This window comes from Macrococcus sp. PK, assembly GCF_022501545.1.
GTDB lineage: Bacteria > Bacillota > Bacilli > Staphylococcales > Staphylococcaceae > Macrococcoides > Macrococcoides epidermidis.
This window is the reverse complement of the sequence record NZ_JAEPRF010000002.1, coordinates 172,296-186,914: the sequence shown is the minus strand read 5'-3', so window position 1 is coordinate 186,914 and position 14,619 is coordinate 172,296. Positions and strand designations below refer to the sequence as shown.

Genomic DNA, 14,619 nt, shown 5'->3' with positions numbered 1-14,619 from the left:
CAAAAGAAAATGATAAGAGAATGTGTGTTCTAAATTTAATTAGACACCTCATTATGAGGTGTCATAAATTTATGAGGACCATGTCGCTGTACTTGCAGAACCTTTATTTAACCATATTTTATATGTCGTAACAGAAGCCTTACCACCGTTAGAGCGATGGAATACAAATGACGATGTTGCATTACCATAAGTCACACCGTTAAAGTCATAACCCCACTTACCAGCACTATCTGTAGTAAATGTAATATCCACCACGCGTGGGTTCGGCCAGATGTAGTTGCCTACACCAATCATTGTCACTAAGTCTGATGCATTAGCGATTGTATCACTTGCTTTCACTCTGATTGTGTATTGCGTGTTAGGTTCTAATGTAAAGAATCCCCATTTCGTTCTATCAGCCACAGTATTAAATGTGATTGTATCTCCACTACCAGTCATATCTAACGTGTGAGCCTCGTTATTAGATACTGTGAACGCTGAGTTTACAGCTAACTTACTAGCGCTACCTCCGGCTTGTGGAATCGTTTTACCTGTGAAGTTAAATGATGTTGTAGGCCATAAGTTTCCTGTTGTTGGTGTAGTTGTAGTATATCCTGGTAAACTTGCGCTAAATTCAGTGCTCACATTACCTGCAGCATCTCTAGCTATAAATTTATATGTTCCTGATGTATCTTGTGAAGTGTAATTATATTCCGCTACATGAGTCGAACCTGCGATTTCAGTATTTACAGTAGATGATGTGCCGTTTGGTCTTGTTACAGTTACTGTACTTGGTTCACTTACTGTAATTAATAAGTATGTTGTGAAGTTTCCTACATCATTAATTACTGGTTTAGTCGTATCACTAGATGGCGCTGCTTGAATCGTTACAGTCGTTCCTGTTGAAATGTTTCCTGCTGCATCTCTTGCTTTGACTGTGATTGTCTGACCTGCTACTAAACCACTTGCAACAATCGTAAATGAACCACTACTATTTGCAGTTGTTTGACCTGTAAATCCACCTGTGAATAATACGGTACTATTCGCCTCAGCAGTACCTGTTATTGTTGTGCTGTTAGCGTATACCGTATTTACTGTCGGTGCGTTAGGTGGTGTCGTATCAGTTGGTTGTGTTGGTGTACCACCTGTGCCACCGTTAGCAAGTAGATAATCCATTAAAGGTGTCTGATAGTAGATGTCCAAGTTTTCATCGTTTCGTGTCTTAACTTTAGTAGCTTTAGATGTGCTAACAATCGTAAACTTACCAACTTGTGCCATTAGATTTTCGATGACTGATAATTGATCGCCACTACCGAAATCAAATGTGATTGCTCCCGATTTATCAGATTTGAAGATATTATCTTTCAATATACTGTTACGCATTAATAACTGTGTCGTCTTACTTTCTGATGATGACCAGTTAAACACGTTGTTAATGAATGTGAATTGTCGTCTGTTTTTATATTGAACTAAACAGTCTAAGAAGTTATTACGTTCAAAGAATACTCTGTGTAAACCGTACTGCCCAGCGTTGACATCATTATATGTCTGTGTTCCATCGTAATTTGTCCAGAAATCACACTTTTCAAAGCTATTACCGATGAATTCAGTTGTTGCATTTGATGGTTCACCGTTAATAACACCAGTCTGTTCATTTACCAATCCTGCGCCGAAAGGAATAATCTTCGCATAGTTACCATCTGTCATGCCACCTCTAAAATCATTATCAATGAATTTACATCCACGTAACGATGAGTTAATCATGTAGTAGTTACCTTTACCAGCAGTACCAGGTTTAAATACGTTCTGTTCAAATATTAAGAATTTCGTAAGCATTGTTGATGTATTCGCTACACCACCACCGGCGTTGTTATCAAATAGACATTGTCGTATCTTCGCATGACCATTCCATTTGTCTGAGCGCCACTTACTTGCTGTGTCGTTATCTCCTGCAATCTCACTGAAATGTGGTTCAATGTCTAATCCCATTGCTGGACTGTAGAAGATTTGCTTACCTTGTGAGTTCTTAATTGTACCGGCATTAGTGAACTCACTTCGAGTGATTTCAAAGTTAGTACCACCAATCATTGCGAACGATAATCTTCCACCACCAGAAAATACACATTCATCGAACGTGAAGAAGTCTGTATGTTTAGCTTTAAATGTAGACATATTCATAAGTGATGAGATGTTTACACAGTCTACAGATGCATTTAAGAATTTTGAACGTTTCACATCAAAGAATCGACAACCTGTAAATTCAGCCATGTGTCCATGTGTTTCTGCTAAAGTCTTGCCGTTATATTTAATATTGGCGTTTTCTTGTTGTGTTGCTGTTGTCGGGAACGTGATATTTTGGCTTTCACCGTCAACTATCAACCCTTCAATGCTGAAACTTTCACAACCAACAAATTTAAATAAATTTAAATGACAATTTTTTGAACGGTAGTAATCACCGACAATATAATCAAAACCACGCTGAAACCCTTCCGTCGGCATTGATACGAATTTTACACCGTTACCGAAAATGCGGAAGTTTTTACCCTTCCAAATGATGTCGTCCGGTGTACCCGCTAACGTGTTTTGTTCATTGTCTACTTGTCTGTATCTACGCGAACGAATTTCTTTTACGCGTGGATCAACGTAATAATCATAGCCACTATTGTTATTTACATGGTTAGCCCACGCTTTGATACCGTCATAGTTATCAAATGATGCATTCTCAGCTAATGAAGTATCTTTCAATCCGAATTTTGCAACGACATCAATGTAAGTTAAAACATTGTATGGTGCGGTTGGTGTACCTGTTGATGAGCCTATAGGCGCATATAACGTATCAGCTTGTGCTTTAGTTAATTTACCATCTAATGCTGATTGTAAATCTGTTACTTCTGAAATAGCGTGTGTGTGTCCTAATTTGCTATATACAGTATCGTGACTGTGTTCGGCAGATGCTTTGCCATCTAACGCTGATTGAAGATTTGTAACATCACTAATTACATGTGTATGCGTTGCATTCGCTTTACCACTCCATGCTGTACGTTCAGCAGCAGTAATATGTTTAATATTATCGTTAATATGATTATTAAACGTTGTGAAGTCAGGATTGTAATCTAATTTAGTATTAGTTTGTACACCATCCAAAACTAGATAACCATTCGCTACTGTCACCACAGTTCCGGCTTTACCGTCTACTCCCTTTATATCTGGACCTTTAACCCACGTAGAACTGCCAGAGTTTCTAAAATAAAGTGTAGTGCCTACTAAGTAAGTGTTTTTAGTAGTCCCTGTAGGCAATTCATCAACTGTAGCAACAACACCATCAATTTGAAGTCCGTCCCCTTTTTCACCAGGCGGCCCCTGTATACCTGTATCTCCTTTATCGCCTTTTAGATTATTCAATTGTTCTACTGTAAAGTCACTATACTTAAATGGTTCACCTTTAGCACCAGGTGCGCCGGTATCACCCTTTGCTCCTTTTAATGCTGCCAATTGAGTAGATGTAAAGTCGGTGTATCTAAATGGTTCGCCTTTAAATAATGATGCGTTCTCACTCATATATCCCGTTACGATTGGACTTAAATATACTTTTACATCGCTTGTTAAATTATTAATAATCTGTTCTTTAGTTATACCACTAATAATATTTAGTTCGGCCATATCATGTGTTGATGCAACTTGAATAGTAAACTCACCATCTGAGGGAAATTTACGACCATCAATCGTAATTTCTAAATTGTGTGGATTTGCTTTTAAATGTTGTGTGACAACAAATGAGATACTACCACCAGAAACATTTGCGTTGATCGTGGCTCTTACTACTTTATCCACTGTATCAAGTAAAGTTACTGTTGCCTGTCCGCTTAACGTGCTCATTACTTTTCCGTCATTACCACATAGATATAGTTCAATAGGTGATGTATTATCTTTCTGTTTAAGGGTTATGTGCTTGTGCTGTTTAATTTTCGTTTTGATACTATTAATATCCATTGATACCCTCCTTTAAATTAAAAAGCCGCATCTTATTCAGATACGACTTCATCTTCTTTTTTATTTAGTTGTTGCAGTTCGTTTTGTTCGATTGGTTCGATAATGTTAATCTTTTCAATTGGTGCAGGCTCTTCAATATTAAATTCATTATCACGTTGATAATTTAATTCTTCTACTGATAATAATATCTGCCCTTCTTTAACTTTATATTTACCTTCTCCTAAGTATTCTAACTTCCAAATTTGTCTAGCTACATTTTCAGGGACTGGAATAAATTCTGTAAACGTTCCGTCAATCACTAAATTTAATCCACCCGTAGTTACCATTCCGTTTTTAATTCCTATAGCCCACATATGTTATCCCTCCTGATAAATAATAATTTCACGCGCGTTCATAGTATAGCTGGCGCTATAAGATGAAAACCTCAAGTAAAAGTACTTCAATTCGCCTGTAGGTATACCAGCATCGATAACTAGTTCATACGTTTGTTTTTCGCTACCCCAAATAGTCAAACCTCTCTGAAAATTAGTTCCTGAAAAACCTTCAACATTTAGAATCCCATAACCATTACTAGAACTTGTATATGCTTCTAATCTTATTTTTACAAAACGGCTATCATGTTTGAAAGCAAAAGCATCAAAAGTAACTAAATCAGTTGAAGTAGTTGTAAAATAAACACCTGAAATATTTACCTTAGAATTAACAAATTGCGGATGATAACGCCATATCGATAACCCAAACTGTTGTAAACCATTGATTACAGACTTCGCACCATCTGGCCTAGTAATAGTAATAGCGCCAGGGATTTTCCCGGTTCCATCAGCGATAGAATACAAATTTAATTGACTAGCATCAATATCAGTCGCCTTAATCTTTTCAGATACTATGTTTGACGCCATTATATTTCTTATGAATGCATCAGTTGCGACTAGCTTATCTGTGAAAGTCTGGTCAGCAGCTATTTTATTAATCATTGCAGCGTCCACTACGATAGCATCACTACGAATTACATTTGTACTGCTATTAATCTTATTCACTACATCGTTAGTGATAGATTGACCATTAGTGGTAATCGTATTGTTGATGATTGTTCCTAGTTCACCTTTTTTGAAGTCTGATAATTTTGTGTTCATAACATCAGGAATAGACAATTTAAAAGGCTCGAATGAATCTCTTTTGAACTGTTCAACTCTTTGCCTAGCTAAATCATCGGCACTTTTTACAGCCTCACTTTCAGCTGATTCTATTTCCTGTCTGATTTCGCTGACTGTTTTATCCAGCATGGGTGGAACAGCTTCATTAATAATATTCAATGTATTAATATCAGACACATCTAATATTCCTAGATCTTTATCACCGATTCGACACGATTTATTTTGTGGGTGAATAACATCAAATGATGTTCCTACAACTCTCAAATCTTCATCAATACTATAACGAGGTAATATCGTATGATAGAAATTCCCACGCTCAAAATCATCTGGATCTAAACCAATCGTAAACAAATCTAACAACTGAATTTCAGTTGTCATCTTTGCATACTTCTTCATAATTTCTATCTTCTCTTTCATTCCACGGTCATACAGAGTGTCTGGGGTGTATTCGTCATCGAATATTGCTACACCTGTCTGAATACCATACAATGCTATGAGTTCCGGTATATCTATATAGTTCTTTCCGCCACTTCTTGGGTCTTCAATTATCTCTAATCGTTTACTACCTTCCCACGCTGTTGGTTCAGATGAGCCTAACGGAATCAATCTTGTGATTACTTCTGTCGGGTCAATCTGTCGCTGGAATGACTTCATGTTCTTTCCAACTTTTAATTCAGTTGATTTCTTGCTACCGATTTTATCAACCCAATCTATATAATTACCATCAGCTTCATATCTTAATACGATTTCACCACCGTATACCCCTAATATCAATTCTCTAATGTGAGTAAGAATAGATTTCTCAGGATCTAATATGAAATAAGCAGTATCATCATATTCAGCAGTTTCAGATTCAGGTATCTTTGGCGTAACCGATACAGTACCAATATTGATTCTCTTATAAGTATCAGCACCTAATAAACTATTGTGAATATTGATTAATTCAGTAAATCGTTGTTGTGGCGTTAAGTCTGTTTTCATATCACTAGATGGGATGAAGTCATCAAGATATGCCATTGCACCTTCTGAAGTATAAGATGTATTATATGTTCCATCCTCATTCATTTGTGTTGTTGGTGTCATTATACGTCCACGGAATACTACATTATTCTTAACTTCATTTTTCACTTCAACAAATGATACAAACGACTTCAGCTTAATGTCACTATCAATCAACTCAAAATTAAATTGGTCAACAGCTTCCAACTCTTTATCTAAAGTACTACTTTTCATCAGATTATCTGATTTACGATAGTCCCAAATATATTTTGGATCTTCATTCATGTTCCAAACTTTGACTGTATACAACTACAACACCTCTTTCTCGAGGACTACATCCCATGCGAAAGGCTTAGCTTCAAACTGTAATTTGAATGAGAGTTTTCTCATATTATAATCAGGTTCATCAAAGCTTATACTTTCAAGTTTTGCAGTATATTCTCTGTTCTCCTGGTGGTCAAAGGTCAACTTTATAAAAGGTGTACCATATAACCAATTTATTATTTCATTTTCTGTCTGAGCCATGTTTTGATTATGATCACATAAAATAAAACAATCGACATCAATGTGCCGATTGTTATATTTGGGTGCACCATACACGAAAGTAAAATCGTACTCACCATTCATATGAGGAACGCTATCTGTTATTTTCTTAATTTCTGGAGGAGGTGAAAGCACACCAGCGATTCTTATATCAAAATCACTACTATGCTTATCATTGAAGTAAAATCCAACCCTTATATTATTACTCATTAAGCTTTCCTCCTAACTGGTGTTTTTGGTTTAGGTGTTACTGTCTTTCTAGCTGTAGTCTTAGCTTTTGTAACGATATTCTTTTCTACAGTCTTACTTACTTTCTGACCATCTAAAATAACATTAGTTGGCTTATTAAGGATTTGAGATAAAAGATTTACCATTTCTTTTGTTAATGCTTTATTCTCTTTCATCTCTTTTTCTAACTTCGTTACAAGTGCATCATCTTTCTTAGTTGTAGTTTTTCTAATGTCAGCAATCTCTTTTTGAAGTTGAGCAGCATATTTATCGTTTTTACCAACCACATTCAATTTCTTGGCAGTATTAACGATTAATTTAGTTGATTCGTCTTCACGTTTCTTCTTAGCTGCTTCAAGATTAACAACTTTTTGAGACTTTGCTGCACCAGGTACTTTTAAAGTCTGGTTAGGATGTATAAGATTAGATTTTAAACCGTTTAATTTCTTAAGGTTATCTACAGTAGTCTTATACTTATTAGCGATTAACCATAAGCTATCACCAGATTTAACTTTATACTTACCTGATGTTGCAAGTGTTTTGCTAGTTGTTGTTTTCTTAGGTAATGGCTTAGCTTGATACTTATATTTAGAAGTTTTATTTTCTAAATCAGTATATGATTTCATACTGATGACTTTATCTTTACCACTTCTAAATTTATCAAGTCTTACTTCATTATCTTTCATAGCTTTAGTAACGACATCTTGACGACGTTTATTACTTGCTAATTCATCTGCAAATAAGCTAGTTGATTGCTCAGTACTAATCGACTTAACTACTCCATCAATTTCTTTTTGAAGTGAGTTAATCTGACTGATATATCCGCCGCCACCTTTAACTAAAGCTTCAACTTTAGGTATAGCATTCTCAATTCCACCTGCTAACATTTCACGAATAAGTTTAGGATCTAAGCCCATTCCTTTAAGTTTTTGAACATTAGAAGCAAATGTACGCATTTTACCTAATCTGTAACGCATCCAGCTTACAAAATCACGAGCAGTATGTCCTCTTGCGCCACCAAAACCAGCATATGATTGTAAGTTCTCACTAATACTATCAGCAAAGCCTTGTTTTTCTTCTTTTAATGATGTTTCTTTCTTTTTCAGAGCTTCCATCATTTTTACAAGTTGCTCACGTCTTGCAGCAATCTTTTTAAGTACATCAGATTTAAGTATTTCAGCACCTTTAATTTTATTTAGAGTTGCTGATTGTTTAGCATACAATGCATTTTCTGACTTAAGGTTTTTAATCAACGTATTATTCTTACCAATGTTATTAGTAGATGTATTGATTAATTTATCTAACGCTGATGCAGAACGACCTGCTACATATTTCTTTTCTGTTTTGTACTTAAGTTTTAAAGCATCTGCACGTTGTGCTTCATACTTCTTGATGTTTGCTACTTCTTTATCACGTTGCTTTTGTTCATCAGCTATACGCTTTTTAGTGCTAGCTAATAACTTAGCATTGTTTTCTTTTTCTTTCTTAGTCTTTAAAGTAGCACGTTTTTTAAGAAGCTTATCTTCATAAGCATGTAATGTTTTTAAATCCTTTTCATGTGCTGCTTTATTTAACTTAGATTTAGCAAGATTTCTATCAATCATCGTCGTATCTCTTGCAGCAATTCTAGTTTTAACAGTGATCGTACCTTTTTTACCGTTCAATGCTTTCTCAGCTTTATAATTATCTATCTTTAATTGTTCGTCAAAGTTTTTAACAGTCGCTGATTTAATCTTTGCTGTGTTAGTTTTGATTAGTTTGTCATTTTTCTTATCAATTTCAGTTAGTTTCTTCTTAATGTCCGAAACATTTGTCATGACCGTTTTGACATTACTAGAGTTTAATCCTTTTAGTTTAGACTCTAAGAATTTACCGAACGCTAAATCAGTTTTCGATGTTTTTAAGTCTTTAAAGATTGTACCTGAACGAATTAAACCATCAGCAAACTTACTTACTACACCAGTGATTGAGGTCATTTGAACTTTAGGTTTAACTGTTGTTGGTTTTTTAGTGATTGATTGCTTGATAGCAGTAGCATGTTCCTTGATTGCTCCCACTAATTTATAAGCACCAGTACTTAATTTAAGAATCTGTTTAGGGAAAATAAGATTTGACTTCAAATTGTTTAGTTGTTTTAACATACTTACAGTCATCTTATTTGCTTGTGAGATTCCCCATAATGTATCACCAGATTTAACCGTATGTGTTTTTGGTGGTTCTTTTACGTAATTACGACCATCTTTATTAACTACGCCATTCGCATAAGCTAATAATTGTTGAGCTCTAGTTTTCTTTTTAGGATCTAATGGAATAATTGCTTCTGGTCCATCTTCACCAACTAAACCGTAGTGAGGCTTCTTGATGATTCCACCATCAGCATATTTTCTAGCCCCATTCGGACTCCATCCACTTCTTCCAGCAGGATTATTAGCACGCCAATTTCTATTATTAAAGAAGGCTAATAATTGGTCATAGCCACTATTAATATTTGTGTGACCTTTAACCGCATAATTAGCAAATGTGCTTGGTACATATTGAAGTAGTCCTCGTGCTGGTGTTCCTCTTAAGTTGTTAATGTCACCGATATTGCCTTGCACAATGGTTTGATTACCACCAGATTCTCTATGAATTTGTGCAACAATTGCATTTACATCTGCATTTGTAATTCTTTCATTCATTTGTGCAGCAGCTTTACGAATTACTGATGCCCATGAAGAAGCGTTGCCACTTACACCAGATGGTCCACTACTTGCACCTTTACGAACACCGTTATTTTGTTTCAACCAGTTGGTCGGGTCAAATGCTACTCCATTTTTACGCATTTCATAGTGTAAATGGGCTCCTGATGAACTACCAGCGTTTACACCTTGACGTGCTGGGTCACCACCTGAAAGTCCTAAGAAATCACCTGGTTTAACCTGTTTAGTGCCTTGGAATGCTAATTTACTTAAATGGCCAAAAATAACTTCTAAAATTCCTGACTTAATCGTTACATTTTGACCAAATCCACCGTTCCAACCCGATGCTCCTGTAGCCGTACCGCTAACCGTACTGTAAACTTTTGTTCCATACGGATAGTCAATATCAAGACCTAAATGTCGGCGTGGGAATGGATATCCTGCGGCCATTGCTTGTGCTGCTGATGGCATGAATCCGAAGTTGATACCATGAGATAAATCGATGTAACGACCATCGCCACCTTCACCACCATCTTGAGCTGCAAACCATTCGCTGAATTTATCTGCTACACCTTTTTTAATCTTCTTAAACTGACTATCTAATATCTGTTTTGGTAATGCTTTGATTGAAGAAAAATCTACACCGAATTTTTTTAGTATAAAGTCTACTAACTTATTTGGATCAGCTGCATATTTCATAATGTCTTCGACACTTTCTCCAACTTTTGCAGTAGATTTTAAAGCATTCGCTGTTTTCTTGCCACCCACAAGTTTAGATGAATTAGTAAATGCATTTGCGCCTGTTTTAGCAGCAACGCCATAAGCTGTGTGTTTAGTCCAGTTCGCTGCATCTCCAATTTGTTCAACTAAATTTTTCTTTTTTGTACCTGTTGAATATTTGATACCTTTTAAAATTGGCTCAGTTTCTTTATTACTATAAACATGAGTACCTTTCGGCATATTAAACGTCGTTTCTTTTTCAAACAACGCTGTGCGTCCGTCTGGGAATTGCACTAATTCACGAACACCCTTACCGTTCCCTGGTCCTTTATCAGCTACAGTTGCTAAACCGCCAGGATGTCCACCACTTCTTGTATCGTAAAGAGGTTTTTTACCAATTGTACCTGTTGAATACTTGATATGTGGAAGTTTATCCATTCCCAACTTATTAGCTACCCAGTTCACACCATCAATCATCTTATTAAGGCCACCGATTGCAGCTTTAGAAATACTTTCACCAAGTCGACTCGCTTTTGCAGATATACCTGATTTAGCTTTGTCTATGAATGTACCAATAGAAGTAACCCAACCAGTAGATTTTTTGTACATTTGCTCAAACTTATCAACTGCAACTTTACGTACACCCTCAGCTAATGAAGTTGTATTTTTCTTAATAGAACCCCACTTACTAGACATTTGTGTAGATGCTACTCCTAGCCATTTAACAGTACCTGACTTTAAATCTTCGTATTTTTTTACTGTTGATTTACGTATCGATTCTGTTACACCTATAGTAGATTTTTTTATGCCATTCCAGCGTTTTAAGGTATCTAATGCAGTTTGCCCAATCCATTTTGCAACACCTTTTTTTGCATCTTCATATGATTTGACAGTAGCAACTTTTATACCTGTTAGAATTGGTCCTGTTTGACGTTTTAATTTTTGCCACTTACTTAATACATGACCTGTTTGTGAGTCTATCTCGCGTTTAACGCCTTTATTTTGTCTTGCCGCTTCATCAACAACTTTTTTATGTTGTTCTTTCGCATTTTTTACTGAACCTTTATACTGTCTCTCTGCATCTTTGATGATTTTATCAGCTTGATCCTTAGAAATTTTTTTCGTAACATCTCTTTGATAAATTGCTTCATCGATAATACTTTTCTTTTTCTTCTTTGCGTCACTTATTGTCTTGTCTCGTTCTTTAGCTGATGCTTTGATGACTTCGGCAGCAGCTTGAATTGATAATGCTTTTTTGTTATCCCTTAATCTACCTAAAATGATTCGTTGTTCTTTCTCACTCTTACTTAAAGATGCCACAACTTTTCTATCCATTTGCTGCTGAAGAACCACAATTCTACTTTCTTCAATATTTGTTAGAGCTCGCTTTTCTTTATGAGCTTTTGCAATAATTGCGTTCTTTTTTCTTTCAAGATCTTTTACATCTTGTATTTCTTTATTATTTCTTGATTTTATATCTGCTAAAATTTTATTTTCTTCTGCCGCTTTTAAACCTTTCGTTTCTGCAAACAATTTCTTCAATCCACTGACTTCTCTTGTTTGTCGTTGTTTAATTTTATTAACAGCTGTATTCGTCATTTTTTCATAAATATTAACGAGGTCATTATACTGTTTATCACCTATAATTTTATGAGACGATCTTAGTTTTTCTAATTCCAACTTTGCCTTATCAGATAAATTAGTATATCCTTTTAAAGCTTTTTCTGTAGATTTACTAACTCCATTTCCATAGATAGATACTTTATCAGTAGCTTTAGAAACAGCATCATTAATTACACCAAATCCTGACTTAATTAACTGAGTGCCTGGTGCCATTTCAATTTCCTTTTTAATTACATCACCAAGACCTCCTGCTAAATCTCTTGCATATCCAGCACCAATCTTAAAAGTAGTACCCATATCCTTAGCCCACTGAAAATCAATGCTTCCAGCAATTTCTTCAAGCAACTTTCCAGTATTATCAACGCCTTCTCTGAACCAATCAACATGTTTATATGCCAGTTTAAACCCACCATATAAAGCAGTAACTGCTGCCAAAGTAATACCAACAGGTCCAGTCATCAACTTAAGACCATTACCTAGTAATCCACCTGCTCTAGCAAGTAATCCTGTGGATGTTGCAGCTGTTCCAGATGCTTTACCAAACTTAGTGAAAAGTCCAGTTACACCACCTAATAATTTCCCTTGTTTGCCGAAAGTAGTACCTGTGGCTATGTTTGCTGCAGCATTTGTTTCAGCTGCTGCCGTGTTGATCGCATATCTTCCTGTTAATACAGATAAACCTCTACTTGCTGCAGATGCACCATTTGCCACCATTCCGAATCCAATTAATACTGGACCCGTCGCCGCTGCTAATATTGCCATGCCTGTTGCTAACATTCTTATAGGTTTAGGTGCTTCACTAATTGTCTGTACTAATGAATCTCCAGCTTTTACAATGCCTCGTAGTGCTGGTGTGTAGTCATCATATATTTTCGATGCAAACGTCTCTAATCCACCAGTAAAGTTATCCCAATCACCGGATAGATTATCACGCATGGTTTTAGCAAATTCTTTTGCATATCCATTAGAATTACTTAATGATTTTGTGAATTTATCTATTTCTGCTGGTGATTTTTGCATTAAAGCAATCCAAGCAGTTGAAGCTTCAACACCGACTATACGTGTAATTAAAGCTGCTTGTTCTTCTTTAGACATTCCTGCCATAGAAGTCTGTAATTCATCTATGATGCCAGCCATATTTTTCATTTTTCCGGATGAGTCATGAACTTTAATGCCCATATTATCCATTTCTTTCGCTAACTTCTTACCTGGCGCATTCATTCGCATTAATCCCATACGCAATGAAGTACCTGCTTGTGATCCTTTTATCGCATAGTTAGAAAGTAAACCAATAGCTCCTGAAGTATCTTCTAAGGTATATCCAAGTGAGCCCGCTACCGGACCAACATATTTCATTGCTTCACCCATATCTTTAAGTGAAGCATTGGTTTCTGCCCCAGCCATAGTTAGAACATCTGTAGCTCTTCCTGACTCTTTAGCTTTCAACTGAAATGAATTTAATGAAGACACTACAATATCAGCACTATCTGCTAAACTCATTTTAGAAGCAGCTGCTAAATCTAACAATCCTGGCATTGCATCAATAATTTGATTTGTTTTAAAACCGGCTTGACCTAAAACAGCCATTCCGTCTGCTGCTTCTTTACCACTGAATGCTGTACTCTCACCCAGTTCAATTGCATAGTTTTTAAGTCTTTGAAAATCTTTACCAGTAGCTTGAGTTAAAGCTTGTACTTCAGACATCGATGTCTCAAATTCCATAGATTTCTTAATAGCAAATCCCATTCCTAAAGCTACTGGTGCTGTAACACCAATTGTCATAGTTTGACCTATCCCAGTCGCTTTATCTCCAATGGCTTGCATTCTATCACTGTATGCTTGTAAATCTTTAGTGCGTTGAGTCCACGGATTATTATTTATCTGTTCGGCACGATTGAGTTCTTGAATCTCACGTGTAACATTATTGATGTTTCCTTTCATTTCTTTAAAGACGCCCATTTGCTCTTTAAGCGCAGCAGTCGCCCTAACTACACGATCATCATTTTCTCCATAAACTTTTGTTAAATCTCGTAGTTCTTTAGAGTGTTGGATAACTACTTTTCTCTGAAGTTCATACTTTTTATTAAGCCCATCTAAATTTGCTTTAGCAACGTCTATAGATTTTCCTGTTCGTTGCATAGCTGCAACATTGTTACGCCACTCAACATCAACGAGTTTCAATTGAGATGAAAGTGAGGCTTGTTTTTTCTCCATCATAGTTGTATTTTTCATCAACTTTTCTTGTTGGCCAGAAACAACCTTTTGTTGAATAGCATTCTCTTTCATTTTTTGCGTATTCAATTTAACTTCATTGTTCATCTCTTTAATAGATCGTTGCAAATTTCCATATATACCTTCTTGTTTTTTCAAGTCGGCACTCGCTTTAAGCACTTTAGTATGGTTCTCACCGTATTCAGCTGTCAGTTTAGCTACTCGATTTTTATGAGCTTCTACAATCTCTTCTTGTACTTTTAATTTATCAGTCATACCTTTAATACTTGTTGTTAATTTTTCTATTGAACGATCTGATTTATTAAAAGTAGCTAAAGAAGATTTCCACGTTTCATCTGCAAGCTTCATTTTAGCATTTAAATTAGTCAATCCTTGCTTAATCTGAGTATCATCTAAACCAACTTTGACGACGGCTTTACCAGCTATTTCATCCATATTTCACTCTCCTTTCCATAAAAAAAGAGCCTATTCGG

The 14,619-nt window shown here is 35.9% G+C and carries 5 protein-coding genes; all 5 read right to left on the bottom strand.

Annotated elements, in window-relative coordinates; all coding sequences use genetic code 11:
* Positions 1–69 precede the first annotated feature (69 nt).
* The 5 genes from JJJ02_RS01280 to JJJ02_RS01260 are packed head-to-tail and all read right to left on the bottom strand — an operon-like array spanning position 70 to position 14,581.
* A complete protein-coding gene (locus JJJ02_RS01280) occupies positions 70–3,969 on the bottom strand; it encodes an Ig-like domain-containing protein (protein ID WP_240836976.1) in 3,900 nt (1,299 codons plus the stop codon).
* Between the two features lie 32 nt (positions 3,970–4,001).
* Positions 4,002–4,322, bottom strand: coding sequence for a hypothetical protein (locus JJJ02_RS01275; RefSeq protein WP_240836974.1), 321 nt, complete (start codon positions 4,320–4,322; stop codon positions 4,002–4,004).
* 3 nt (positions 4,323–4,325) lie between these two features.
* Positions 4,326–6,407, bottom strand: a complete 2,082-nt coding sequence (locus JJJ02_RS01270; RefSeq protein WP_240836972.1) for a phage tail spike protein — start codon at positions 6,405–6,407, stop codon at positions 4,326–4,328.
* 24 nt (positions 6,408–6,431) lie between these two features.
* Positions 6,432–6,875 (bottom strand): phage tail domain-containing protein, encoded by a 444-nt coding sequence (locus tag JJJ02_RS01265; protein WP_188017612.1) that lies wholly within the window; start codon positions 6,873–6,875, stop codon positions 6,432–6,434.
* Positions 6,875–14,581 (bottom strand): phage tail tape measure protein, encoded by a 7,707-nt coding sequence (locus JJJ02_RS01260; protein WP_240836970.1) that lies wholly within the window; start codon positions 14,579–14,581, stop codon positions 6,875–6,877. Before JJJ02_RS01260 ends, JJJ02_RS01265 begins: the two co-directional genes overlap by 1 nt.
* Positions 14,582–14,619: the final 38 nt, after the last annotated feature.

Bases quoted from the DNA above. Each gene is read 5' to 3' on its own strand.
- JJJ02_RS01280 (WP_240836976.1), bottom strand. From the start codon at position 3,969: ATGGATATTAATAGTATCAAAACGAAAATTAAACAGCACAAGCACATA.
- JJJ02_RS01275 (WP_240836974.1), bottom strand. From the start codon at position 4,322: ATGTGGGCTATAGGAATTAAAAACGGAATGGTAACTACGGGTGGATTA.
- JJJ02_RS01270 (WP_240836972.1), bottom strand. From the start codon at position 6,407: ATGAATGAAGATCCAAAATATATTTGGGACTATCGTAAATCAGATAAT.
- JJJ02_RS01265 (WP_188017612.1), bottom strand. From the start codon at position 6,875: ATGAGTAATAATATAAGGGTTGGATTTTACTTCAATGATAAGCATAGT.
- JJJ02_RS01260 (WP_240836970.1), bottom strand. From the start codon at position 14,581: ATGGATGAAATAGCTGGTAAAGCCGTCGTCAAAGTTGGTTTAGATGAT.